Origin of the sequence: Klebsiella sp. RCJ4, assembly GCF_009025755.1 — a bacterium.
Classification (GTDB): Bacteria; Pseudomonadota; Gammaproteobacteria; order Enterobacterales; family Enterobacteriaceae; genus Klebsiella; species Klebsiella michiganensis.
Genome location: NZ_WCIN01000002.1, coordinates 1 through 24,657, shown reverse-complemented (window position 1 = coordinate 24,657; position 24,657 = coordinate 1). Strand labels below are relative to the sequence as shown.

The 24,657-nt window shown below is 57.9% G+C and carries 25 protein-coding genes; 13 read left to right on the top strand and 12 right to left on the bottom strand.

The genetic code is table 11. The features are described from left to right. The first annotated feature begins 140 nt into the window (after window positions 1-140). Complete coding sequence (locus tag F8562_RS00600) at window positions 141-416, top strand: hypothetical protein (protein ID WP_014229210.1); 276 nt, start codon at window positions 141-143, stop codon at window positions 414-416. 52 nt (window positions 417-468) lie between these two features. Here the strand turns inward: F8562_RS00600 and F8562_RS00595 are convergent, their stop codons facing one another. The 3 genes from F8562_RS00595 to cybB form a co-directional block, all read right to left on the bottom strand. Beyond that, a complete protein-coding gene (locus tag F8562_RS00595; protein WP_014229209.1) occupies window positions 469-1,587 on the bottom strand; it encodes an S-(hydroxymethyl)glutathione dehydrogenase/class III alcohol dehydrogenase in 1,119 nt (372 codons plus the stop codon). A gap of 22 nt (window positions 1,588-1,609) precedes the next feature. Next, a complete protein-coding gene (locus F8562_RS00590) occupies window positions 1,610-1,885 on the bottom strand; it encodes a metal/formaldehyde-sensitive transcriptional repressor (protein ID WP_004101746.1) in 276 nt (91 codons plus the stop codon). Window positions 1,886-2,054: 169 nt separating this feature from the next. Further along, complete coding sequence (gene cybB / locus F8562_RS00585; protein ID WP_014838366.1) at window positions 2,055-2,582, bottom strand: cytochrome b561; 528 nt, start codon at window positions 2,580-2,582, stop codon at window positions 2,055-2,057. A gap of 225 nt (window positions 2,583-2,807) precedes the next feature. On the opposite strand from cybB, the gene F8562_RS00580 reads away from it, so the two are divergent. Both F8562_RS00580 and F8562_RS29205 read left to right on the top strand, forming a co-directional pair. Beyond that, window positions 2,808-3,050 carry a DinI family protein gene (locus F8562_RS00580; RefSeq protein WP_151891880.1) on the top strand — a complete coding sequence of 81 codons (243 nt, stop codon included), beginning with the start codon at window positions 2,808-2,810 and terminating at the stop codon, window positions 3,048-3,050. A 21-nt stretch (window positions 3,051-3,071) separates the two neighbouring features. After that, window positions 3,072-3,236: a hypothetical protein gene (locus F8562_RS29205; RefSeq protein WP_004850538.1), complete on the top strand. Its 165-nt coding sequence runs from the start codon at window positions 3,072-3,074 to the stop codon at window positions 3,234-3,236. A gap of 120 nt (window positions 3,237-3,356) precedes the next feature. Here the strand turns inward: F8562_RS29205 and F8562_RS00575 are convergent, their stop codons facing one another. Continuing rightward, on the bottom strand, window positions 3,357-3,554 hold the full coding sequence (locus F8562_RS00575; RefSeq protein ID WP_014838364.1) for a hypothetical protein: 198 nt from the start codon (window positions 3,552-3,554) through the stop codon (window positions 3,357-3,359). A gap of 291 nt (window positions 3,555-3,845) precedes the next feature. Here F8562_RS00575 and ydfZ point away from each other — a divergent pair, with 291 nt between their 5' ends. Further along, a complete protein-coding gene (gene ydfZ, locus F8562_RS00570; RefSeq protein ID WP_004850536.1) occupies window positions 3,846-4,049 on the top strand; it encodes a putative selenium delivery protein YdfZ in 204 nt (67 codons plus the stop codon). Window positions 4,050-4,114: 65 nt separating this feature from the next. Here ydfZ and F8562_RS00565 read toward each other — a convergent pair whose 3' ends face one another. Together F8562_RS00565 and F8562_RS00560 are read right to left on the bottom strand one after the other, a co-directional pair. Next, window positions 4,115-5,086 (bottom strand): sensor domain-containing diguanylate cyclase, encoded by a 972-nt coding sequence (locus F8562_RS00565; protein ID WP_151891879.1) that lies wholly within the window; start codon window positions 5,084-5,086, stop codon window positions 4,115-4,117. 132 nt (window positions 5,087-5,218) lie between these two features. Beyond that, on the bottom strand, window positions 5,219-6,142 hold the full coding sequence (locus F8562_RS00560; RefSeq protein WP_162140808.1) for a LysR family transcriptional regulator: 924 nt from the start codon (window positions 6,140-6,142) through the stop codon (window positions 5,219-5,221). Between the two features lie 89 nt (window positions 6,143-6,231). On the opposite strand from F8562_RS00560, the gene F8562_RS00555 reads away from it, so the two are divergent. Further along, window positions 6,232-6,726 carry a GNAT family N-acetyltransferase gene (locus tag F8562_RS00555; RefSeq protein WP_014838362.1) on the top strand — a complete coding sequence of 165 codons (495 nt, stop codon included), beginning with the start codon at window positions 6,232-6,234 and terminating at the stop codon, window positions 6,724-6,726. 255 nt (window positions 6,727-6,981) lie between these two features. Continuing rightward, complete coding sequence (gene gap, locus F8562_RS00550) at window positions 6,982-7,980, top strand: type I glyceraldehyde-3-phosphate dehydrogenase (RefSeq protein WP_004850532.1); 999 nt, start codon at window positions 6,982-6,984, stop codon at window positions 7,978-7,980. Window positions 7,981-8,149: 169 nt separating this feature from the next. Here the strand turns inward: gap and aldA are convergent, their stop codons facing one another. After that, window positions 8,150-9,589 (bottom strand): aldehyde dehydrogenase, encoded by a 1,440-nt coding sequence (aldA, locus tag F8562_RS00545; RefSeq protein WP_094909374.1) that lies wholly within the window; start codon window positions 9,587-9,589, stop codon window positions 8,150-8,152. A gap of 271 nt (window positions 9,590-9,860) precedes the next feature. Continuing rightward, window positions 9,861-10,652: a YdcF family protein gene (locus F8562_RS00540; protein ID WP_089046361.1), complete on the bottom strand. Its 792-nt coding sequence runs from the start codon at window positions 10,650-10,652 to the stop codon at window positions 9,861-9,863. 411 nt (window positions 10,653-11,063) lie between these two features. Here F8562_RS00540 and F8562_RS00530 point away from each other — a divergent pair, with 411 nt between their 5' ends. The 6 genes from F8562_RS00530 to F8562_RS00505 all read left to right on the top strand — a co-directional run bounded on the left by F8562_RS00530 (window position 11,064) and on the right by F8562_RS00505 (window position 17,756). Then, the gene (locus tag F8562_RS00530) at window positions 11,064-12,338 is read left to right on the top strand and encodes a Glu/Leu/Phe/Val family dehydrogenase (protein ID WP_014229200.1); all 1,275 of its coding nucleotides are present in this window, start codon (window positions 11,064-11,066) and stop codon (window positions 12,336-12,338) included. A gap of 175 nt (window positions 12,339-12,513) precedes the next feature. After that, window positions 12,514-12,945 (top strand): MarR family winged helix-turn-helix transcriptional regulator, encoded by a 432-nt coding sequence (locus F8562_RS00525; RefSeq protein WP_014229199.1) that lies wholly within the window; start codon window positions 12,514-12,516, stop codon window positions 12,943-12,945. Next, window positions 12,945-14,597: an MFS transporter gene (locus F8562_RS00520; protein WP_014229198.1), complete on the top strand. Its 1,653-nt coding sequence runs from the start codon at window positions 12,945-12,947 to the stop codon at window positions 14,595-14,597. Before F8562_RS00525 ends, F8562_RS00520 begins: the two co-directional genes overlap by 1 nt. A 22-nt stretch (window positions 14,598-14,619) precedes the next feature. Then, on the top strand, window positions 14,620-15,705 hold the full coding sequence (locus F8562_RS00515) for an HlyD family secretion protein (RefSeq protein ID WP_014229197.1): 1,086 nt from the start codon (window positions 14,620-14,622) through the stop codon (window positions 15,703-15,705). Further along, on the top strand, window positions 15,702-17,081 hold the full coding sequence (locus tag F8562_RS00510; RefSeq protein WP_014838359.1) for an efflux transporter outer membrane subunit: 1,380 nt from the start codon (window positions 15,702-15,704) through the stop codon (window positions 17,079-17,081). Before F8562_RS00515 ends, F8562_RS00510 begins: the two co-directional genes overlap by 4 nt. Before the next feature lie 15 nt (window positions 17,082-17,096). Further along, entirely contained in the window at window positions 17,097-17,756 is a 660-nt protein-coding gene (locus F8562_RS00505; RefSeq protein WP_014838358.1) for an O-methyltransferase, read from the top strand. Window positions 17,757-17,804: 48 nt separating this feature from the next. Here the strand turns inward: F8562_RS00505 and hrpA are convergent, their stop codons facing one another. Further along, complete coding sequence (gene hrpA / locus F8562_RS00500; protein WP_014838357.1) at window positions 17,805-21,707, bottom strand: ATP-dependent RNA helicase HrpA; 3,903 nt, start codon at window positions 21,705-21,707, stop codon at window positions 17,805-17,807. 204 nt (window positions 21,708-21,911) lie between these two features. Here hrpA and azoR point away from each other — a divergent pair, with 204 nt between their 5' ends. After that, on the top strand, window positions 21,912-22,517 hold the full coding sequence (gene azoR, locus F8562_RS00495; protein ID WP_014229193.1) for an FMN-dependent NADH-azoreductase: 606 nt from the start codon (window positions 21,912-21,914) through the stop codon (window positions 22,515-22,517). Window positions 22,518-22,554: 37 nt separating this feature from the next. Here azoR and F8562_RS00490 read toward each other — a convergent pair whose 3' ends face one another. The 3 genes from F8562_RS00490 to paaX are packed head-to-tail and all read right to left on the bottom strand — an operon-like array spanning window position 22,555 to window position 24,505. Continuing rightward, window positions 22,555-22,965: a GFA family protein gene (locus F8562_RS00490; RefSeq protein ID WP_086074107.1), complete on the bottom strand. Its 411-nt coding sequence runs from the start codon at window positions 22,963-22,965 to the stop codon at window positions 22,555-22,557. Between the two features lie 7 nt (window positions 22,966-22,972). Beyond that, the gene (gene paaY, locus F8562_RS00485) at window positions 22,973-23,569 is read right to left on the bottom strand and encodes a phenylacetic acid degradation protein PaaY (RefSeq protein WP_014838356.1); all 597 of its coding nucleotides are present in this window, start codon (window positions 23,567-23,569) and stop codon (window positions 22,973-22,975) included. 9 nt (window positions 23,570-23,578) lie between these two features. Continuing rightward, window positions 23,579-24,505, bottom strand: a complete 927-nt coding sequence (paaX, locus tag F8562_RS00480; RefSeq protein WP_014229190.1) for a phenylacetic acid degradation operon negative regulatory protein PaaX — start codon at window positions 24,503-24,505, stop codon at window positions 23,579-23,581. Between the last annotated feature and the right edge of the window lie 152 nt (window positions 24,506-24,657).

Here is a 24,657-nt window from a genome sequence, read left to right as displayed (position 1 = left end):
TTTTTGCGGCCCGGGAACCGCCCGGTGGCGGCTGGCGCGAAGGCAAAATCATCTTCAGCCCCCCTAAGCAAGCCATTTTCATTCAGCTATGTTACTATTGCGAATGGTTATCAATAATAACAACTGAACAAGGATAATGGATGAAAAGTTCACCCTGCCGCCTGCTCGCAGGCACCTTTATGTTAGCCGCCGCCTCGGCTCAGGCGTTAAAAGCCCCGGAAGTGGACCTGCGCGATCCGACGATTTGGGAAGAGAAAGCGGCGTCTCCGCTCACCGCCAACCCACAGCCCTGCGAGGTGTTCAGCGGGCCGCACTGCGCGGTGTGGGAAGATGAGAAATCGGATATTCAGCGTGAACGGGAGCGGCGAGAACAGCGGCGATGGCAGAATGGTTATGAAAACCTGCGGCGGGAGTAATCCCTCTTAAATGATAACCCGGGCATGCCCGGGTTATTTTTCACCAGGAAAATCAATTCTCGCCGAAATGAATGACGGTACGAATGGATTTACCTTCATGCATCAGATCAAACGCTTCGTTGATTTGATCCAGCGGCATACGGTGGGTAATAAACGGATCGAGGCGAATTTTCCCCGCCATCGCCTCTTCAACCATTCCCGGCAGCTGGGTACGCCCTTTCACGCCGCCGAACGCGGAGCCGCGCCAGACGCGCCCGGTGACCAGCTGGAATGGGCGGGTTTTAATCTCCTGGCCCGCGCCGGCAACGCCGATGATGACGCTTTCGCCCCAGCCTTTGTGGCAGCACTCCAGCGCCGCGCGCATCACGTTGACGTTACCGATACACTCGAAGCTAAAGTCGACGCCGCCGTCGGTGAGTTCAACAATCACATCCTGAACCGGCTTATCGTAATCATTCGGGTTGATAAAGTCGGTCGCGCCCATCTCTTTCGCGAGAGTGAATTTTTCCGGGTTGGTATCCACCGCCAGAATGCGCCCGGCTTTCGCCTGTACCGCGCCCTGGATCACCGCCAGGCCGATCCCGCCGAGGCCGAAGACGGCGACGGTATCGCCCTCTTTTACTTTCGCCGTATTGTGCACCGCGCCGATACCGGTAGTGACGCCGCAGCCCAGCAGGCAGACTTTATCCAGCGGCGCCTGCGGGTTCACTTTTGCCAGCGAAATTTCGGCCACTACGGTGTATTCGCTGAAGGTGCTGGTCCCCATATAGTGATAAATCGGTTCACCGTTGTAGGAGAAACGGGTGGTGCCGTCCGGCATCAGGCCTTTACCCTGAGTGGCGCGCACCGCCTGGCAGAGGTTAGTTTTGCCGGATTTACAGAACTTACACTCGCGGCATTCGGCGGTATACAGAGGAATAACGTGGTCGCCCGGCTGCAGGCTGGTCACGCCTTCCCCCACTTCGACGACAATCCCGCCGCCTTCATGGCCCAGTACCGCCGGGAAAACGCCTTCCGGATCGTCGCCTGAGAGGGTAAAGGCATCGGTGTGGCATACGCCGGTATGGGTGATTTTGACCAGCACTTCGCCTTTTTTCGGCGGCGCGACGTCAATCTCAACGATTGAAAGCGGCTGGCCTGGGCCAAACGCGACGGCTGCACGTGATTTCATATCTCTCTTCCTCGTGGTGATTTTATTTTAAATAGGACCGTAGCAGATGCCCGACTTCCGCCATTCTGGCGGCGCGCTGGTCTGGCGTCGTTTCGCCGCTGACCAGTTCATCCTGCAGATGAATTTCAACCATCTCTCCCATCAGGCCGTTGGCGGCGCCGCGAATTGAGGCGATTTGTTGCAGAATGGTCATACAGGGTTCGCCGGATTCCAGCGCCCGCTCGAGCGCTTCAACCTGGCCACGGATGCGCCTTACCCGACTGAGGGCACGCTTTTTATCTTCAGGTGAATGTGGCATGGTGACGCCCTCCATATCATATAGGGGGGTATACTATATTTATTGTTGCCATGAGGCAAATGGCTTCGCCGCTTTAACCGTAGCATAGCGGCGAGAATTTGCGCTTAGCGGAAGTTGAGGCCCCCGAAGAATGAGACAAAAAAACCCGCCGAAGCGGGTTTATCGAGGTTTAGCGCCTGCGCGGCATCATCCTCAGCAGCGTGTTATCTTTCCAGAAGTAGTGGTGCAACAGCGCCGCCAGCGCGTGCAGGCCAATGATAAAGTAGCCGGTATTGGCCAGCAGCTCGTGCCACGCTTTCAGGGTATCCACCAGCTCAAAGTTGCTTTCCACCGCGTGCGGCATGGTCAGGCCAAACGCGAACCACGGGTTACCGCGGTAGTACATCATGACCATGCCGATGGCCGGCAGCGCGATAAACAGCAGATAGATAACCAGATGCCCCAGATGCGCGAAGCCGGTCATCATCGGCGACGGCTTAGGCACAATTGGCGGCGCCGGGGATTTGAGACGCACCAACAGGCGCACCACCATCAGAACAAAAATAGAAATCCCGCAGGAGACGTGAATCATATTGATGACGGGCCGCGCGCTGCGGGGAAAAAAGCCCCGCAGCTCCATCGCCGCGTAAGCGCCTATCACTAAAAGAAACACCAGCCAGTGGATACCAATTTGCAGGCCAGAATATTTATCGCGCATGAGAAACCCTTAATAAAACGGTGATATCGCCAACATAAACACCTTTTATTAAAAATTCATTAACTTTTACGTACTTATAAAAAAACAATTGTCGGTTTCACGCATTTAATGCAAAAGCGGCGAGTTATCCCCGGCGCAGGAATACGGGGAACGTATACCTCGGCCTTGACGCTGTATATAATCACAGTACAATACTCCCTGCTATTATCATCAACGGGATAAAAAATGTTCGTAGAGCTGAGTTATGACAAAAGAAATTTCGAGGGATTGGCCGGCGCTAAAGAGATCATTCTTAATGAACTAACGAAGCGAGTACATCGCATTTTTCCCGATGCCGACGTCCGCGTTAAGCCGATGATGACCCTGGCTTCCATCAATACTGACGCCAGCAAGCACGAGAAGGAGCAGATCAGCCGCGCCGTGCAGGAGATGTTCGAAGAAGCCGATATGTGGATGCAGGAAGATTAACGGACGAGTGTTGAGGAAACGATGAACACTTTCAGCATAATAGCCATCCCCCTCTTTGCCGCAGCGGTGGTGATGTTGACGTTGGGGGCGACCCGGAAAAACCGTGCCTGCGCTATCGTCGGCGGCGTTTTGATGGCCGCGACCGTGGTTAACGCGGTGACCGGCATGGCGCTACAGGGCGGGTAACAGAATGAGCTTTGTCTGGTACATGGCGCTGATATGCATTGTGATAGCGTATCTTATGATGACCTTCCTCCCCGTTTAATCCCGGGTTTTCGCCTACCCGGGCTTCTTCTACCGGCGGGATCATACCCCCTTGCGCACCAGCGTTGCCGCCTGCATAAAAATCTCGTCCTCGATGCCATCCCCCTTCTGTCTACCCAGTCTCACCAGTTCTTCAACAATGCTTTCCCGGTTAATTGGCTTCTGGCCAGAGACCAGGCCAATAACCGCCGCGCCAATGGCAAGACCAATCAGCCCCGTTTGCTCTTCTTTGTTCTTCATCGTTCCGCTCCGTTATGCCCGAAAAAAGTTTAGCAGCCGCATCAGCGACTGCAACCCGGGCCTCCACGGGGGTTGATACCCGCGGAATCGTCTTCAAAAGCAGTACGGATTCCGGGTCAGGCAAAGCCTGTCCCCGGCTCGTTTGCCCGTTGAGGGACGCTAAAAAGTGTGAAGTTGATCAAAAACAACAAAATGACGGGCCGAGAGGCGTATTGGTATTACGTCCGCGCCGGGGGCAGCCCGGCGCGAGAAGCGATTGTTACCACCCGATGATTAAAAGGAGAAATCAGCATGATCACTTACGATCGTAACCGCAATCCTATTACTAACGGCAGCCAGGTGATGATTAACGGGACGGGTAAAACCGGTAAAATTATCGCTATCCACGCGACGGGCTTAACGCCAGCCCAGCTGCGCCGTAATAAGACAGTCGAAGTGGAAGGGACGGAAGGTAAGTTCGAGCCCGTTGAACTGATCCGCCTTGGTCTCCACTAAGGAAGCGCAAGCCGCCGCGGCATCAGCCAGACGCCGAATATCGGCTGGCGACGCCGGGCGGTTCCCTACCGGCGCTCGGCGCCATGGCTGGTCTTCGCCTGATACATGCGCCGGTCCGCCACCGCAACGATCTCATTGAGGCTATGATGCGTTGCAGGGTCGTATTCAACGCAGCCCCAGGAAAACGCCAGCTGCCACGGATTGCCCGCCTGTTGATTATACTCAGCAACGTTATTGCTTAGCTGCGCCATCGCGATGCCCGCCGCCTGCTGGGCAGTATTAGCAAGCAGGATAATAAACTCATCTCCGCCCTGCCTGGCAATGATATCCGACTCCCGGAAGGTGGCTTTCATCAAATCAGCCATCGCCGTCAGGGCTTTATCCCCCTGTTCATGACCCCAGGTATCGTTAATCAGCTTAAAGCGATCGAGATCGATAAATACGAGGCTCGCCGGTTCATTGCGCCGCCTGGCCGTCAGCAGCGCGTACTCCGCTAACGACATAAAACCCCGGCGGTTGAACAGCCCCGTCAGCTCATCGGCGGTCGCCGCGTCGAGCACCTTGAATTCATCTTCAACGATGGCGGCCAGGTCGCTTAATATTTGTATCTCATGCACGGAAAAGGCGCGCGGCTTGTGGTCCATCAGGCAGAACGCGCCGACCGTCGCGCCGTCAGGCAGCTGTACCGGGTATCCGGCATAAAAGCGGATAAAAGGCGCTTCCGTGACCAGCGGGTTATCGTGAAAGCGCAGATCCTGCTGCAGGTCATTAACGATTAAAGGGTCGGTCTGCAGAATAGTATGCGCGCAGAACGTGATATCCCTCGGCAGGGTATCGACTTCAAGTCCGGCGCAGGATTTAACATGCAGAGTATTTTCTCCCACGAGGCTAACCGACGCCACCGGCAGATCGTAGAGCGTACGCGCAAGCCGGGTCAGGCGATCGAAACGCTCTTCTTTTCCGCTATTAAGTAATCCGGATGCCCGCAGCGATTGCAGGCGACGCAGTTTATCGGGATGGAGTCCGGCTAATTTCAATTTTTCTCTCTTACGTTATCAGGATAGATGACGCTGCGCTTACCATTGAAGCGCACATCAGGCTGTTAACAGACGATTCACATTTGTTGTCTCATGAGTTAAGCATATATCGCTGACTCGTCAAACGAGACATCAGGTTCGTTCCGTCGCGGCCCACTCCCTCAGCCTCTCTTTCAGCCACTGGCTCGCGCCGCGCTGCCCGCTCCGCTTGTGGGAATAGATTTTCACTTCAAACGGCGGAACCTCAAACGGTAATTCAAAGACCTTCAGCGTCGCCGCGTCAGTCATTTTTGCCGCGGCAGAGCGCGGTATCGCCATAAGCAGTTCACTTTGCGCAATAATAGCTGGCGCGCTCAGCATAGAGGGGGTTTTGATGGTGATATGCCGCGAGAAGCCCATTTTCGCAAGCTGCACGTCGAGAACGCCCTGGCTTTCATTCCACGGGGTGACTACCAGATGCTGTGCTGCCAGGTAGTCCGTCAGCGTGAGCCGGGATCGCCTGGCGCTGCTTATCGCAACATAATCATCTTTCAGCCAGCAAACCTCATCCAGCTCCGGATGCTCTGCTTCATCCAGCGCGCTAAATCCCAGCGCTAAATCCACCTCGCCGGCCAGCAGTTCCGTCAGCGCCGGGCTGTGCGGCAGATAGCGCAGTTCGAAACGCAGGCCTGGCGCCTGCTGCTGTAGCCTGGGCATCAGCGTCGGGAAAACGCACTGCGCGGTGAAGTCCGTGATCGCTATCTGTAGGCAGTCGGTACTGGCCGAGGCCACAAACTTCGGCTGCGGAGTAAGCTCCTGATCTAAAAACTTGAGCGCCGAAGCGATGGAAGGCGCGAGCTGGGTGGCGTATACGCTGGGGCACATACGATGACCTTCGCGATAGAAAAGCGGGTCATTGAGCGCGGCGCGCAGTCTGGATAGCGCGTGGCTTAACGCCGATGTGCTCATCGCCAGCTCTTCCGCCGCCAGGCGCACCGAACGATAGCGGTAGACCGCCTCAAATACCGGCAGCAGATTCAAATCAAGACGGCGAAGCGCAGGATGCATAATATTCATCATTGGGTGATTTCATTGCACTTAATTCTTCTAACCTTAACGTTTATGCTTGGCGGTATCAAACTCACGATGGCACAACAGGTACTCCAATGAATATGACCATTCGTCAGGCCCGCCCGGCGGACGCAAAAGCAATTTATGACATGATTTACGAGCTTGCGGTTTATGAAAAAGCGCCGGAGCAGGTGGTCACCACGGTAGATGAAATCCAGGCATCGCTTTTCGCCAGCGACAGCAAAACGGAAGCGCTAATCTGCGAGATTGACAATAAGGTTGCCGGGTACGCGGTGTTCTTCACCAGCTATTCCACCTGGCTCGGTCGCAACGGCATCTATATGGAAGATCTGTACGTCACTCCCGAATTTCGCGGCCGCGGCGCTGGAAAAGCGCTATTGCGAACCATCGCTCAGCTGGCGGTAAAAAGAGAGTGCGGTCGCCTGGAGTGGAGCGTGCTCGACTGGAACCAGCCGGCCATTGATTTTTATCTGAGCATTGGCGCCGTTGCGCAAAGTGAGTGGGTTCGCTATCGCCTTGACGGCGCCGCGCTTGCCGCTTTTGCTGAACGGGGCGGGAACGCCGAATAATCGGCCACCCGGCGGGCCCTTCCCGGGCCCACCTTTTCAACCCCTTGCCAATATACCCGCGGCGTATAAAGCTGAAACAAAAAATTATTAACCCTTAACGCCCCGCCCACAACCCGCCGAATTTATTCACTTTTCCGTACGCGTTTTTATCAGCATTTAACGGCGCCGGAAAAATCGTTGGTTGCCCTATCCCGCCAGCTGAACTAAGCCTGGAGAAGTTTTCACCTGACAGTTCAACTGACCTGGAGATTCTTCATGAGTAAACTCGGGATTAATGGATTTGGGCGTATTGGACGTTTAGTACTGCGCCGATTACTGGAGGTTAATAGTCCTTTAGAGGTCGTCGCCATCAACGACCTCACCTCCCCTAAGGTACTGGCCTACCTGCTTAAGCATGATTCTAACTACGGACCTTTCCCGTGGAGCGTCGATTTTACTGAAGATGCGCTTATCGTTGACGGCAAAAAAATTACCGTTTATGCCGAAAAAGAGGCTCAGCATATTCCGTGGAAAGCGGTCGGTGCCGAGCTGATCGTCGAGTGTACGGGTTTTTATACCTCCGCGGAAAAAGCGCAAGCTCATCTGACCGCCGGCGCTAAAAAAGTGCTTATCTCCGCGCCCGCTGGCGATATGAAAACCATTGTCTATAACGTTAACGACGACACGCTGGAGGCAAACGATACGATTATTTCCGTGGCCTCCTGCACCACCAACTGCCTGGCGCCGATGGCGAAAGTGCTGAATGACGCCTTTGGTATTAAGGTGGGGACCATGACCACGATTCACGCCTATACCGGTACGCAATCGCTGGTTGACGGCCCCCGCGGCAAAGATCTACGCGCTTCCCGCGCGGCGGCGGAAAATATCATTCCGCATACAACCGGGGCGGCGAAAGCCATCGGGCTGGTTATTCCAGCGCTTAGCGGCAAGCTGAAGGGCCACGCCCAGCGCGTACCGACGAAAACCGGGTCGGTGACTGAGCTGGTGTCGGTGCTGGAGAAAAAGGTCTCCGCTGAAGAAGTCAATCAGGCGATGAAAAACGCGGCGACGAACAACGAATCATTCGGTTACACCGAAGAGGAGATCGTCTCGTCGGACGTGATTGGCAGCCATTTCGGTTCCATTTATGACGCCACGCAGCTGGAGATTGCCGAGGTTGGCGATCTCCAGCTGGTGAAAACCGTCTCCTGGTACGATAACGAGTATGGCTTCGTTACCCAGCTTATCCGCGTGCTGGATAAGTTCGCCAAATAAATCCCGGGGGCGGCGCAACGCGCCTTGCCCGGGCTACAGGTACGTGCGGCATGCGTTTGGGTAGCCCGGGTAAGGCGTCAGCCGCGACCCGGGAGGCGGTCTGCGGGCTGGGTTAGCCCGGACAGATGCGCAGCATCGCCTCCGGGAAGCCCACCGGTTCTCTGCTGACTCAGGCCTGCAGATAGACCACCTGGGTTTGCAGATACTCATTCAGACCATGACGCCCGTCGGCGCCGCCGATGCCCGATTTACGCCATCCGGCATGGAAACCCTGCATCGCTTCGAAATTCTCGCGGTTAATATAGGTTTCACCAAACTTCAACCCTTTGATCGCCTTCATCGCGACGTTCAAATCGCGGGTATAGATTGACGACGTCAGCCCGTAATCGCAGTCGTTGGCCATCGCCAGCGCTTCTTCAAGGGTATCAAACGCCACCACCGGCAGCACCGGGCCGAACGTCTCTTCATGCACGATATCCATCTCCTGGCGCACGTCCAGCAGCAGCGTCGGCGGATAGAAATAGCCCTTACCCGTCACCGCTTTCCCACCCAGGACAACGCGCGCGCCCTGGGCCACCGCTTTCGCCACCTTCTGCTCCACGCGCTCCAGCGCGGCGGCGTTAATCAACGGTCCCATTGCGATATCGTCGCGAGACGCCGGATCGCCAAACTGCACCGCCTTCAGCGCTTCACCCAGACGGTTAACGAAGCGATCGTAAATGCCCTTTTGCACATAGACGCGCTCAACGCAGTTACACACCTGCCCGCTATTAATGACGCGAGAATCCACCACTGCCTTAACCGCCAGCTCAAGATCCGCATCGTCCATCACGATAGCGGGCGCTTTACCGCCCAGCTCCAGACACACTTTGGTGATGTTTTTCGCCGCCGCGGCCATAATCTTCTCGCCCGCGGCGACGCTGCCGGTCATGCTGACCATCGCCACTTTCGGATTGCTCGCCAGCTCCTGGCCCACGGTTTCGCCGCGCCCCAGCACCAGGTTAAAGACCCCTTTCGGCAGGCCGATATCATGGACGATTTGCGCAAAAGCGATGGCGTTATTCGGCGTAAATTCACTCGGTTTAATCACGATGGTATTACCGGTAATGAGCGCCGGCGCCAGCTTGCGGGCAATCAGGAAGAACGGAAAATTCCACGGCAGAATGCCGGTGGTCACGCCCAGCGCGCGCTTGAATACCAGAATATTTTCCCCCGGCCGGTCGCTCTGTACAATTTCACCTTCATAACGGCGCGCCCATTCGGCCATATAATCCAGATAATCGGCGGTAAAGGAGACCTCCACCGCGGCCAGCTGCTGTATTTTTCCGCCCTCGGCGACGATCAGCGCGGCGATCTCCTCGGCCCGCTCGCGGATACCGGCAGCGATTTTGCGCAGCCACCTCGCTCGCTCAATTGCCGGCAGGGCTTCCCAGCCCGGCTGCGCGCGCTCAGCGGCCAGAATCGCGCGCCGGGCATCTTCCGCGCTGCCGTCGGGAATACGCGAAAGCAGCGCTTCCGTCGCCGGATTGCTCACATCAATCCATGCATCACCGCGGCCGGGTTCAAACTGGCCGTCAATATACATAGGGTGTTGAACGGGTGCTGTCATGGTCTGCTCCTCAGGATTATTGTTTTTAACAGGTGAACTAGATGTTAAAAATTATCGTCCATCAGGCAAAGGGACAGCATGAGCGCTTGTTTTTGTGAGATATTTCATAAAAACAGAGCAACCCGGGGCGTAAAGAATCACAATTCAATAACAGATGATGCCCGTTTGCGATATCGCTAACGCAAACGGGCAAGATGAGAGTTACCGGCTAATAGGTCCTGCGTTCGAAGGGGAAACGCGGGCTGGCTATCATGGCATGCCGCGCCATCTTCTAAGCCAGCTGACGCGCGCTTAGCGCATCGGAGAGCAGGCGGTCGTCGCGCAGCGTCTGCCACGCCTGAGCGATGTACGGCGGAATATCCACATGAGCGATAAATCCCTTACCCTGGGGGCCGTAGCCCTGCGGGTTATCCGCCAGCCGCGGCAGTTCACCGAGGATCAGCGCCAGATAGCGATCCACCGGCCACAGCCCCGCCTCTTTCCCGCTGAACGTGACGCCGTCACGCCCGTTACACAACACCGGTGAACAGCCCGGCGCGCTGTACCACGTCGGCGCACGCGGGTCGTCTTGCCAGACGCGGGCAAATGTCGCCATCGTTCGCCGCTGCATGGTCGGGTCCTGAACCACCACCCCCGTACGGTGCGCAATGCCGTTGTGCTCCAGCATCTGCCGGGTAAAACGCGCGTTCTCGCCGCAGTTGGTGGAGCGGTCTTCCACCACGATTCGTTGGCGCGGAATCGCCCAGAACTGATGGGCAATGTCGGCCAGAATATGCGCCTCGGCGCGATCGTCTACCGGAATGGTGCGATAGCGCGGGTCATTCAGCACCGACTGGTATAAAAACGAGGTGGAGTGGCCGATACCGCCGCTGATCAGCAGAGGAACGGCGTGATGCGCCGCCAGCCGGCAGGCGAAATCAATGGTCGGGATCACCGCATTGCCTGCCAGCACCACCAGCTCTATTTGCGGATCCTGCGGTAAATCATCCTGCGCCAGCCAGGCCCCCAGCTGGTTCGCCGCGGCCAGTACCGCCTCCGGCAGCGATGGAAAATGCTCTGACATGTTCTCTCCTTTTAGCGTTCTTAGCCTGACATTACCGGCCACCATCTTAGACGGTACAGCGTACTTTGGGGTAATAAAGTGCGAACAGAGCACCCACGCCTGTTAAGCAACAAAGTCAACACATATACATAGCGTTTTATTCACTTTTTGAAGAGGGTCAAGATTCTGATAAATAGAGATAAAGGGTCACAACTACGGCTTTAATGCACAAAGATGCATATTCACCCATTGATGACCTTGTTTTCCGTTTTTTTATTCATAAAAAGCCGAACCCCAGCCGCAACGACAGCATATTCTGCATTTTTGCCAAATACCGTCCCATTAAATTGGTGATAACATTCTCGTTACAGAGTTTATAGCTGTACCTTTCCACGGTTAACAAAATAATTATCACTGCGAAACAGGACTCTTATGGAAAAGTTATCTTACGCTTCTGAAAGTAGTACATCTCCATGGACCACCTACCTGCGTCAAATCGATCGCGTTGCGCCCTATCTCGGCGATCTCGCCTACTGGATTGAAACCCTGCGCCATCCGAAACGCGCGCTGATCGTTGATATTCCGGTACAAATGGATGATGGCACTATCCGCCACTTCGAAGGCTACCGCGTCCAGCACAACCTCTCGCGTGGACCGGGTAAAGGCGGCGTGCGCTACCATCCGGATGTCGATTTGAATGAAGTGATGGCGCTTTCAGCCTGGATGACCATCAAGTGTGCGGCAGTCAATATTCCCTACGGCGGCGCCAAGGGCGGTATCCGCGTCGACCCGTTCTCACTATCAGAGGGTGAACTGGAACGTTTGACCCGTCGTTATACCAGCGAGATCGGCATTATCATCGGGCCGCAAAAAGATATTCCGGCGCCGGACGTTGGTACCAACGGTAAAGTGATGGCCTGGATGATGGATACTTACTCCATGAACCACGGCACCACCATCACCGGCGTGGTCACCGGCAAGCCTATTCACCTCGGCGGTTCGCTGGGCCGTGAAAAAGCCACCGGCCGCGGCGTATTCGTCACCGGTCGCGAAGTGGCTCGCCGCAGCGGTATCGAAATCGAGGGTGCCAAAGTCGCGCTGCAGGGTTTTGGTAACGTGGGCAGCGAAGCGGCCCGCCTGTTCGCAGGCGTCGGCGCGCGGATTGTGGTGATTCAGGACCACACCGCCACGCTGTATAACGAGGGCGGCATTGATATGGCCGCGCTGACCGCATGGCAGGCGGAGAACAAGCAAATTGCCGGCTTCCCGGGCGCCCGCGAAATTGACAAAGAAGCGTTCTGGACGACGCCGATGGATATTCTGATCCCGGCGGCGCTGGAAGGTCAGATTACGCGCGAGCGCGCGGAAACCCTCAGCTGCAAACTGGTGCTTGAAGGCGCTAACGGCCCGACCTATCCGGAAGCGGACGACGTGCTGGCCGAGCGCGGCATCGTGGTGGTGCCGGACGTTATTTGTAATGCCGGCGGCGTCACCGTGAGCTACTTCGAATGGGTGCAGGATATGGCCAGCTTCTTCTGGAGCGAAGAAGAGATCAACGCCAAAATGGACCGTATCATGACCGATGCGATCGTTCACGTTTACGAAAAAGCGGTGGAAAAAGCGTGCTCTTTACGTACCGCCGCCTATATCGTGGCCTGTGAGCGAATTCTGATGGCGCGTAAAGATCGCGGTATTTATCCGGGATAATCCCCCTTCTCAGCCCGGTTAATGCCGGGCTGAGATCAGAACTCTCTTCCCCCCTCCCAAAGCTTCTTCCACAATAAACGCACATACCGTTAACCTGTTTTTATCAATCAGGCTTGAATTCTCGTTCTGGTCAGGCAAAAATCATTAGAGCTCTAACGATATTGCAGACTGACCTATGGATAACCGACAGCTTAACTTTTCCCATCTTTTATATCTGACCGCCCACCACTGGCGCCTGGCGGTCAACCGTCGGCTCAAGGACCTCGGCATGAGCCAGGCCAGCTGGGTCGCCGTTTCCGCCATCGCGCGCAACGAAAAGCCGCTATCGCAAAGCGAGCTGGCCCAGGAGCTCGGCGTCGAAAGCGCAACCCTCGTACCGCTGCTCAACCGGCTGGTCGATCTCGGTCTGGTCGAGCGGGTGAAAACCGAACGCGACAAGCGTAAACGACTGCTGATCGCTACCGCCAAAGGCCTTGAGGTGTATCAGCAGGTGAAAACGGTGGCCGATGATTTGCGGGAGGAGATCCTTACCGCCATTACCCCCGAAGAGCAGCGGCAGACGCAGCGGGTACTGGAGAAGCTGCTGCGCGAGGTTGAGAAAAAATAATGCCGCGTCGTCACGCTAATCCCTATGTTCCTCACGACTGGGCCCCGCACGAAAAACCGGCGATCCTCGGCTCGCCGTCGACCCCCATTCACAGTACGCCAAAACGTATTGCCTACGGGATCGTCGGGCTGCTGGTCTGCCTGACGGGCGCGCTCGGCAACGCGGTGGTAACCGCCAATCTGCAGCTGTTGCAGGGTACCTTTGCCGCCTGGTCAACCGAGATTGCCTGGCTCCCGGCGGTCTACGTGATGACCAACGTCTCCATCAACCTGCTGCTGGTGAAGTTTCGCCAGCAGTTCGGCCTGCGCGCTTTTACCGAGGGTTTTCTCGTTCTCTACGTGCTGGTGACCTTTTTCCACCTGTTCGTTAACGACCTCAGTTCAGCGCTGATGGTGCGCGCCGCCCACGGAATGGTAGCCGCAGCGCTAAGCTCGCTGGGGATTTATTATCAGGTGCAGGCCTGGCCCGCCCGCCATCGGCTCAAAGCGCTGACCATCGGCATCACCGGTTCATCCCTGGCGATCCCGCTGGCGCGCCTGTTCTCAACCGAGCTGCTGCAAATCGACGAGTGGCGCGGGCTGTACTTCTTTGAGCTGGGGCTGGCGCTGGTGTCGCTGGCCTGCGTGATCGCCCTCAAGCTGCCGCCAAGCGATCGTAAAAAGGTGTTTGAGAAGAAAGACTTCATCACCTTCTTCCTGCTGGCGCCGGGGATGGCGCTGGTCACCGCGGTGCTGTCGCTGGGACGACTGGACTGGTGGTTTGAAGCGCCGTGGATCGGCTGGGCGCTGGCGGGCGCGGTGGTGCTGATTGTCTCCGCGATTGCCTTTGAGCATAACCGCAGCAACCCGCTGCTCAATATCAAATGGCTCTCCAGCGGCAGTATTCTGCGCCTCGGGCTGATTATGCTGCTGATCCGCATCGTGCTGGCGGAGCAGAATACCGGCGTTATCGGCTGGCTGCAGTACGTCGGTTTGCAGAATGAACAGATGACCAACCTGGCATGGTCAATTTTTGCCGGGATCGTCTGCGGCATCGTCGCCAGCTGCCTGACGCTCAACCCGCAGCGCCTCTACTGGCCCACCGCCACGGCGCTGGCGTTGATTATGGTTGCCTCGCTGCTCGACAGCCAGTCGACGATCCTCACGCGACCGGAGCAGCTGATGTTCAGCCAGTTTCTGCTGGGCTTCGGCAGCGCCTTTTTCCTCGCCCCGGCGATGCTGGCGGGGATTGGCGGCGTCATTGCCGACCAGCGCAACCTGGTGAGCTTCTCGGTGCTGTTCGGCATGAGCCAGAATATCGGCGGCCTGCTGGGTTCCGCTATTCTCGGCACCTTTCAGACCTGGCGGGAGAAGTTTCACTCCAGCCAGCTCGCCGACCAGCTCACCACGCTCAATCCGCTGATTACCGAGCGTTTGCAGCAGTACAGTCAGATGTATCAAAGCCAGATTGGCGACAGCACGTTGCTCAACGTTCAGGCCACCACGCTGCTGCAAAACGCCGCCACCCTGCAGGCCAATATTCTCGCTTACAATGATACCTATCTGCTGACGGCGGCGATTTCAGCCGCCACGCTGGTATGGGTTTTCTGGCGCTTAATAAGATTACGTATTACCGCTCGTATCGCGCTGAAGCGCGCGACGGGAAGCAAATAAAAATTTTCACTCTGGAGTTATTATGAGTCAGCAGGATGCGGCCAAACAGCAGGCCAATACCCGAAATAATATTCGCATCGTCTCTATTTTTACCGCCGCCGCCATTGGCATCGTTGGCGTACTGGTTATTCTCTACGCCTGGCAGCTGCCGCCGTTTACCCGAGAAAGCCAGTTTACCGATAACGCCTACGTTCGCGGGCAAACCACGTTTATCAGCCCGCAGGTCAACGGTTATATCACCGAGGTTAAGGTCCAGGATTTTAATCAGGTAAAAGCCGGCGACGTGCTGTTTCAAATCGACGACCGCATCTATAAGCAGCGCGTCCATCAGGCGGAAGCTCAGCTGGCGATGAAAGAGGCGGCGCTGAAGAACAATCAGCAGCAGCGTAAAAGCGCCGAAGCGGTCATCACCCGTAACGAAGCGGCGCTGCAAAACGCCCGCGCGCAGAATCTGAAAACCCAGGCGGATTTAAAACGCGTTCAGGAGCTGACCGCCGACGGCTCGCTATCGATTCGCGAACGCGATTCCGCCCGCGCCAGCGCGGCGCAGGGCACCGCGGATATCGAGCAGGCCAAAGCAACGCTGGAAATGTCGCGCCAGGATTTGCAATCAACCATCGTTAATCGTGACTCGCTGCTCGCCGACGTCGCCAATGCGAAAGCCGCGCTGGAGCTGGCGCAGATAGACCTGCAAAACACCCGTATTATCGCGCCGACGGACGGTCAGCTTGGGCAAATCTCCGTTCGCCTTGGCGCATACGTGACCGCCGGGACGCATTTGACCTCGCTGGTGCCGCCGCAGCACTGGCTGATCGCTAACCTGAAAGAGACCCAGCTGGCCCAGGTGCGCGTCGGACAGCCGGTGACCTTTACCGTGGATGCGCTGAACAGCGAGAAATTCACCGGTACGGTACAGAGCATCTCCCCGGCGACCGGCGTGGAGTTCAGCGCTATTTCGCCGGATAACGCCACCGGTAACTTTGTCAAAATCGCCCAGCGCATTCCGGTACGCATCGCCGTTGATGAGGGGCAGAAAAACGGCCAGCGCCTGCGGCCGGGCATGTCGGTGCAGGTCACCATCGATACCCGCGCGGAGGAGCAGCAATGATCCGTCCGCTCGCTCTCGCCGTTATGCTTGCGCTGGCCGGCTGCCAGTCCGCCGACGTTCAACGGGCCGCGCCCGGGCTGCAGATCCCCGCCGCCTGGCGGGCGGATGTCGGCCCCTCCAGCCCGGTTGAGGGCGTGTGGTGGCGCAACTTCCACGACAGTACGCTCAATCTCTACGTTGACCAGGCGCTGCGCTACAACAGCGACGTGCTGATAGCCCGCGAACGGGTCAACGAGTACCAGGCGCGGGCTTACGCCGCCGATAGCAGCCTGTTTCCCTCCCTTGACGCCGGATTGACCGGCACCCGCGCGCGGTCCCAGTCGGCCGCTACCGGCCTGCCTGTCCACAGTACGGTGTATAAAGGCGCGCTAACCGCCAGCTACGATGTTGATCTCTGGGGCGCAAACCGCAGCGCCGCCAGCGCGGCGCAAGCCAGCCTGGAGGCGCAAAAGGCGGCTGCCGCAGCGGCGAATCTGACCGTCGCCTCTTCGGTGGCGGCCGGCTATATCACCCTGCTCTCGCTGGATGAACAGCTGCGGGTGACGCAGCAAACGTTAAAATCGCGCGAAGATGCCTTCAACCTGGCGAAGCACCAGTTTGAGACGGGCTATACCTCACGCCTGGAGCTGATGCAGGCGGACTCCGAACTGCGCTCCACGCGCGCGCAAATTCCGCCGCTGCGCCACCAAATCGCCCAGCAGGAAAATGCGCTCAGCCTTCTGCTCGGCGCCAATCCGGACGCCGTTAAGCGCAACGCGTTCGCGCAGCTGTCGCCGCTATCGCTACCTTCCCAGCTGCCGTCAACCCTGCTCAACCGCCGACCGGATATCGTTCAGGCCCAGCGTCAGCTGGTGGCCGCCGACGCCACCCTGGCGTCATCGCAGGCGCAGCTGCTGCCGTCCATTAACCTTACCGCCACCGGCAGCCTGCAGGATCGCACCCTGCCCGACCTGCTGGATAATCCGCTACGCTTATGGAGCCTCGGCGGCAGCATTCTGGCGCCGCTGCTCAACCGCCAGGCGCTGAATGCCCAGGTGGACGTTTCGATGGCCCAGCGCAATCAGGCGCTGTTTAGCTATGAGAAAACGGTACGCGGCGCGTTTAAAGAGGTGAATGACAGTCTCGATGCCATCGGCCGCTACGGCGAGCAGCTGGCGGAGCTGCAGGCGCAGGAGAAGGTGGCCCAGGAGACGCTGCGCATCGCGCAAAACCGCTATCGCAACGGCTACTCCTCCTATCTGGACGTGCTGGACGCCCAGCGCACGCTGTTTTCCACCCAGCTCAGCGTGGTACAGGTGAAAAACAACCTGCTGCTGGCGCAAGTTGATTTGTACCGGTCGCTGGGAGGCGGCTGGTCTGATTCATCAGGGATGTAATACGGGAAATCTGACATGCAACAACAGTGGTCGGCAGTAGATAATTATCTCGTGACAGCGTTAATCCCCACCGATCCGCTACTCAGCCAGGTTCTGGAGAATAACCAGCGCGCCGGGCTTCCGGCTATCGACGTTGCCGCTAATCAGGGGCAGTTTCTGGCCCTGCTGGTGCGCATGACGGGCGCCAGACGCATCCTCGAGATTGGCACGCTCGGCGGCTACAGCACCATCTGGATGGCCAGAGAATTGCCCGCCGATGGCGAATTACTTACCCTGGAGGCCGACGCGCACCATGCCGCCGTCGCCCGCGAGAACCTGCGCCTGGCGGGCGTGGACGATCGCGTTGCGGTGCTGGAAGGTCCGGCGCTGGCCAGCCTCGAAACGCTGGGAGAGCGCCCGCCGTTCGATCTCATTTTTATCGATGCGGATAAGCCCAATAATCCCTACTATCTGCGCTGGGCGTTACGCTATTCCCGTCCGGGGACAGTGATTGTGGGCGATAACGTGGTGCGCGATGGCGAAGTGACGAATCCGGATAGCGCGGATGAGCGGGTGCAGGGTGTCAGAGCGTTTATCGACATGATGGGCAGCGACCCGCGACTGACGGTCACGGCCCTGCAAACCGTGGGCAGCAAAGGCTGGGATGGGTTCACCCTCGCGTGGGTGAACGCCTGACGCTATCCACCTTCCCCGGCAGCCTGCGCCACCGGGGAAAGCTGCGGCCTAGGCCGTAATCTGCTCCATTGCCTGCAGTACCCGCTTGTCGGAAATCGGATACGGCGTGCCGAGCTGCTGGGCGAACAGGCTGACGCGTAGCTCTTCAATCATCCAGCGGATCTCCTGCACGTCGTCATCCTGACGGCGCTGAGGCGGCAGCTTATTCAGCCACTGCTGCCACGCCTGCTGGATGCTCTCCACTTTAAGCATCTGCGCGCGGTCGCGGTGCGGATCGATGGCCATTTTCTCCAGCCGTTTTTCAATCGCCTGCAGATAGCGCAGCGTGTCCCCAAGGCGGCGGAAGCCGTTACCGGTGACGAAACCGCGATACACCAGCCCGCTCATCTGCGATTTGATATCCGACAGCCCCAGCGCCATGGTCATATCCACGCGCCCTTTCAGGCGTTTGTTGACGTTAAAGACCGCAGTCAGGATCTGTTCGACCTGTTTGGCAATGTCCACTACCGTCTCGTTCAGCTCGGCGCGCACCTTTTCATGCAGCGCGGCAAAGCCCTCTTCGCTCCATACCGGGCCGCCCGCTTCGTCAATCAGCTTATCCACGCCGCAGGCGATGCAGTCATCGATCAGATCCAGCACTTTACCGTAGGGGTTGAAATAGAGCCCCAGCTTGGCTTTATTCGGCAGCTTTTCGTGCAGATACTTTATCGGCGACGGGATATTCAGCAGCAGCAGGCGGCGCAGGCCGCGCCACATCTCCTGCTGCTGCTCCAGCGGATTATCAAACAGCTTGATGGCCACGCTGTCGCGTTCGTCCACCAGCGCCGGCCAGGCCTTAACTTTGTAGTTGCCGCGCTTCTGCTCGTAGCTCTCCGGAAGCTGGCCAAAGCTCCAGATATGCAGCCCGCTCTGCTCGATACCGTCATCGGCGACCGCGGACAGCGTCTCCTGCACCTTACCTTTCAGCGCATCTTTCAGATCCTGCAGCGAACGCCCTTCCTGCAGCTTCTTGTTTTTCTCGTCCACCACCCGGAAAGTGATTTTCAGGTGATCGGGCACCTGATCCCATTGCCAGGCCTCGCGGTCGATAGTCACGCCGGTCATCCGCCGCAGCTCGCGCTCCAGTGAATCCAGCAGCGGCAGCTCCAGCGGCGTCGCGCGGCCGAGAAACGCTTCCGCGTAGTTTGGCGCCGGGACAAAATTGCGGCGCACCGGCTTCGGCAGCGATTTAATCAGGGCGATAACCAGCTCCCGGCGCAGCCCCGGGATCTGCCACTCAAACCCGGCCTCTTCCACCTGGTTGAGCAGCGGCAGCGGAATATGCACCGTCACGCCGTCGGCGTCGGCGCCCGGCTCGAACTGATAGGTCAGACGCAGCTTGAGGTTGCCCTGATGCCAGAAGTTCGGATAGTCGAGCTTGCTGACCTGCTCCGCGCCTTCCTTAATCAGCATGCTCTTTTCAAAGTTGAGCAGATCCGGCGTCTCGCGGCTGGCCTGCTTCCACCATTTATCAAAGTGGCGCGCGGAGATGACGTCATGGCTGATGCGCTGGTCGTAGAACTCAAACAGCGTTTCGTCATCGACGAGAATGTCGCGACGGCGCGATTTATGCTCCAGCTCTTCAATTTCGTTGCGCAGCTTCAGGTTTTCGCGGAAGAAAGCGTGGCGAGTCTGCCAGTCGCCCTCCACCAGCGCGTGGCGGATAAACAGTTCGCGGCACAGCGCCGGGTCAATCTGGCTGTAGTTGACCTTGCGGGCAGCGACAATCGGCAGGCCGTAAACGGTCACCTTCTCCGTCGCCATCACCGCGCCCTGCCCGCGCTCCCAGTGGGGTTCGCTGTACGAGCGTTTGATCAGATGCTGCGCCACCGGCTCGACCCACTCCGGCTCAATGCGCGCGGCGATGCGCCCCCACAGGCGGCTGGTTTCCACCAGTTCGGCGACCATCGTCCATTTCGGCGGCTTTTTAAACAGCCCCGATCCGGGGAAGATGGAGAAGCGGGCGTTGCGCGCGCCGGTAAACTCCTGCTTGTCGGCGTCTTTCATACCGATGTGCGACAGCAGACCGGTCAGCAGCGCGGTATGAATTTCGCGATACTCCGCCGGCTCGCTATTGACCGGCAGGCCGAGCTCTTTGACCACCTGACGCAGCTGGGTGTAGATATCCTGCCACTCGCGCACGCGCAGGTAGTTGAGAAAATCAACCCGGCACTGGCGGCGGAACTGATTCGAGGAGAGCGCTTTTTGCTGCTCGCCCAGGTAGTTCCACAGGTTGACGAACGCCAGGAAGTCGGACTCTTTGTCGTGGAAGCGGCGGTGTTTCTCGTCGGACGCCTGCTGCTTGTCCATTGGCCGCTCGCGCGGATCCTGAATAGAGAGCGCCGAGGTGATAATCATCGCCTCGCGCACGCAGCCGTGTTTTTGCGCTTCCAGCACCATGCGCGCCAGACGCGGGTCCACCGGTAGCTGGCTCAGCTGGCGGCCCATCGGCGTCAGCTTATAGGCGGTCTGCTGTTCGTCAGTGGTAATCGCTCCCAGCTCTTCCAGCAGGCGCACGCCGTCCTGAATATTGCGTTTGTCCGGCGCTTCAACGAACGGGAACGCGGCAATATCGCCGAGCCCGAGCGCGGTCATTTGCAGAATAACCGACGCCAGGTTGGTGCGCAGAATCTCCGGGTCGGTAAACTCCGGACGCGACAGGAAGTCGTCTTCAGAATAAAGACGAATACAGATCCCTTCGGAGACGCGGCCGCAGCGGCCCTTACGCTGGTTAGCCGACGCCTGGGAAACCGGCTCAATCGGCAGGCGCTGTACTTTAGTCCGGAAGCTGTAGCGGCTGATACGCGCGGTGCCTGGATCGATAACGTACTTGATGCCCGGCACGGTCAGCGAAGTTTCCGCGACGTTGGTGGCCAGCACGATCCGCCGCCCGCTGTGGGCCTGGAACACGCGATTCTGTTCGCTGTTGGACAGTCGCGCATACAGCGGCAGTACTTCGGTATGGCGCAGATTCAGCTTATTGAGCGCATCGGCGGTATCGCGAATTTCGCGCTCGCCGCTCATAAAAATGAGGATATCGCCGGGGCTTTCACGCCCGAGCTCATCAACGGCGTCGAAAATCGCCTGCAGCTGATCGCGCTCGGTGTCGTCGGCGTCTTCAACGATGGGTCGATAGCGCACTTCTACCGGGTAGGTGCGCCCGGACACTTCGATAATCGGCGCGTTGTTAAAGTGGCGCGAGAAGCGTTCCGGATCGATGGTCGCCGAGGTGATAATAATTTTCAGATCCGGGCGACGGGGCAGCAGTTCCCGCAAATAACCCAGCAGGAAGTCGATATTGAGGCTGCGTTCGTGCGCTTCATCGATGATGATGGTGTCATACTGCATCAGCAGCCGGTCCTGCTGGATTTCCGCCAGCAGAATACCGTCGGTCATCAGCTTAACCATGGTGTTATCGCTGACGTGGTCGCTAAAGCGAACTTTATAGCCGATGCAGCCGCCCGGCTCCGTTTGCAGCTCTTCGGCGATGCGGTTGGCGACGGTACGCGCGGCCAGGCGACGCGGCTGCGTATGGCCAATTAAGCCTTTAACGCCGCGCCCCAGCTCCATACAAATTTTTGGCAGCTGGGTGGTTTTCCCCGACCCGGTTTCCCCCGCCACAATCACCACCTGGTGATCGCGAACGGCTTCGAGAATCTCCTGTTTTTTCTGGCTAACCGGCAGGTTTTCCGGATAAGCGATCGCCGGCCGCGCGGCTTCGCGCAGCAGGACTCTCCCTGCCGCCTGTTCAATTTCTTGCGCCATCTCCTGAAGAATGGCCTGTTGGGCATCAGGATTTTTAACCTTCTTCACGCCGTGCAGGCGACGGGAGAAGCGCGACTTATCGCGCAGCATCAGGCCATCAAGCCGTTCAAAGAGCGATGAGAAGGTTATTTTTTGTTGTTCTGTCATAGCGTTATCGGGCAGCGCACTGCCGGGAAAAATCTCTTTTGAAGTATTGCGTTAGAGTACCACATCCGCGCATTTCGTGCCTTGTTCAAAAAAACTGAATACAGAGTTCGATTTATTGCGCTTTCTCTGTGGCATGATTGTGAATAGAGTGTCAACAAGCACCAGGGCATCGGCCCGTCAATCACATTAAAAAAGGAAACACCCATGAGCAAAGTATTAGTTCTGAAATCCAGTATTCTGGCAGGGTACTCGCAATCTGGTCAGCTGTCCGACTATTTTGTTGAACAATGGCGTGAAAAGCACGCGGAAGACGTTATCACCGTGCGCGACCTGGCTGCAAACCCAATTCCGGTACTGGACGGTGAGCTGGTTGGCGCTCTGCGTCCGAGCGACGCGCCGCTGACGCCGCGTCAGCAGGAAGCGCTGGCGCTTTCTGACGAACTGATCGCTGAACTGCAGGCGAACGATGTGATTGTTATCGCGGCGCCGATGTACAACTTCAACATCCCGACCCAGCTGAAAAACTACTTCGACCTGGTGGCGCGCGCTGGCGTGACCTTCCGCTACACCGAGAAAGGGCCGGAAGGTCTGGTGAAAGGTAAACGTGCGGTTGTCGTCACCAGCCGCGGCGGTATCCATAAAGATACCCCGACCGATCTGGTGACCCCTTACCTCTCCACCTTCCTCGGCTTTATCGGCATTACCGATGTGAACTTCGTGTTTGCTGAAGGCATCGCCTACGGCCCGGAAGTCGCAGCGAAAGCGCAGTCTGATGCGAAAGCCGCTATCGACAGCGTTGTAGCCGCATAAGAGTTGACTCCTCCCGCTTCCCGGCGGGAGGAGAGTTTCACTTTTTCTCGTAGCGCAAATATCCCACTACGCCACCGCCGCCATCTTTCGGATGATTCACGCCGTCGTTGACCTCCACGCAGGGAAAATCGAAGGGCGACACGCCGTCAATGCAGGCCACATTCACGCCGTACTGCTGCGGGTTTGAACGCCGCTGATGAAAAGTGTAAATCCCGCATACCGAGCAGAAAAAGTGCACGGCTTGACCGGTATTAAAACGATACTCCGTGAGCTTATCCCGTCCGCGCACCACCTCTATTCCTGAAAGCGGCGCGGAGACCGCAACCGCCCCACGCATCCGGCAATATGAACAGTTACAGCGGCGAACGGTGTTGAAGCCATCGCTAAGCTCAACGGTAAACGCCACCGCGCCGCAGTGGCACTGAGCGGATAATTTCTCTGCCATGATTTTCCCCTCAGGATGATGATTTCGGCCGCAAATTCTCGTCAAAGATCAGCCGCTTTCTGTCCGACTCTGCTTCTTTGAGCGGTTCCACCTGATGCAGCGTCTGTTTGCAGCGCTCCACCAGCACCTGATACTCCCGCGTCCCCTGCTTCTTCCAGGCCAGCTCCTGTTCACTTAATGTACGAATGGCTTTTGCCGGACTGCCGACAATCAGATGGTTGGCGGGCATTTCAGCGTTGGCTTTCACAAAGGCCGAAGCGCCGACGATGCTGTTTTCCCCAATCCTGGCCCCGTCAATAATCACCGCGCTCATCCCCACCAGCGCGTTGCGGCCGATGGTGCAGCCGTGCAGAATCGCGCCGTGGCCGATATGTCCCTCTTCTTCCACCACCGTGTCCTGGCCGGGAAAGCCGTGCATCACGCAGTTATCCTGGATATTAGCGCCATCTTTCACCACGATACGGCCAAAATCGCCGCGCAGGCTGGCGTTAGGGCCGACGTAGACCCCTTTGCCGAGGATCACGTCGCCAATCAGCACGGCGGTGGGATGAACATAGCTTTCGTCCGGTACAACCGGCGTCATACCGTCAATCTGATAAATGGGCATGGTGCCTCCTTATACGCCCGACAGCCCGCCGAAGCGCTGGAAATAGAGCGGCCCCGGCGCGGGAAGTTCCCCCACCGAGCTTTCGCCCTTCTCGCCGACAAACGCCAGCGCGCCGGGCGCAACGCGTTGATAAATATTGATGCACAGCTGGCGCGCGGTTTGTCCGGCCCAGTGCGCGGGGAGCAGTTCTTCGGGCAGCAGCGGATCTTTCAGCACCACCCGGCGATAGAAGTGAATCAGCAGGAGCTGAATTTGAAAGCAGCGTTCAGGCGTCAGCTCCGCGGGCTCGCAGTCGCGAAGCAGCGGCAGCAGCGGTCGAAACAGGGAGATAAACGCGTCATACATCGCGTTCTGCTCGGTGAGATGCCAACACTCTTCAACGCGAGCGCGCAGCGCCGCCCGGGAGAGCGCCAGCGGGGAATGCGCTTCGAAGCAGATAACATTCTCCGCTACGCCCGCTTCGTGCAGCAGAGATTGCACGTCCGCCAGCTTCTGCGATGGCGAAGCCAGCAGACTCGGCGCCAGCGCGCCAAATCCCTGCCACAGCAGCTGTTTTTTGACTTCCGCCAGAGTGCTCTTCTCCAGCCCTTCCGACAGCAGCAGCAGCCAGGTACCGTCCCACTCCGGGGCGCTGGCGCGATAGATTTTATGCTCCGCCCGGCGGGTCAGGCGCAGGCCTTTGTCGCTGAGGCGGTAGAAGCTGCGGCGGCCAATGCGCACCACATCGAGCCACTCTTCTTTATTCAGGCGGAACAGCGCGGTACGCACGAATCGTTCGCCGAATCCCAGCCCTTCCAGCAGCGCCGCCACGCTGCCGAGCCAGACCTCTCCGCCGCGCTGGAGCAAGGCGTCGCCGTATAAAGAAGCAATAAGCGAGGTCCCGCTGATGGGCATCGCGGCGACGGCCTGTTGAATAAAGGTGTCGAGTTTACTCATCTGATTCATTCTGTTGTGATTTTTGTCCTTTTTGAATCATAGCACAGGAAATCCCGGAGGCGGTGCTGCGCACCTGTCCGGGCTACCGCCCCGCAGACGACGGTGAATTCGTAGCCCGGCTAAGCGCAGCGCGAGCCGGGAAGAGGCCGAGC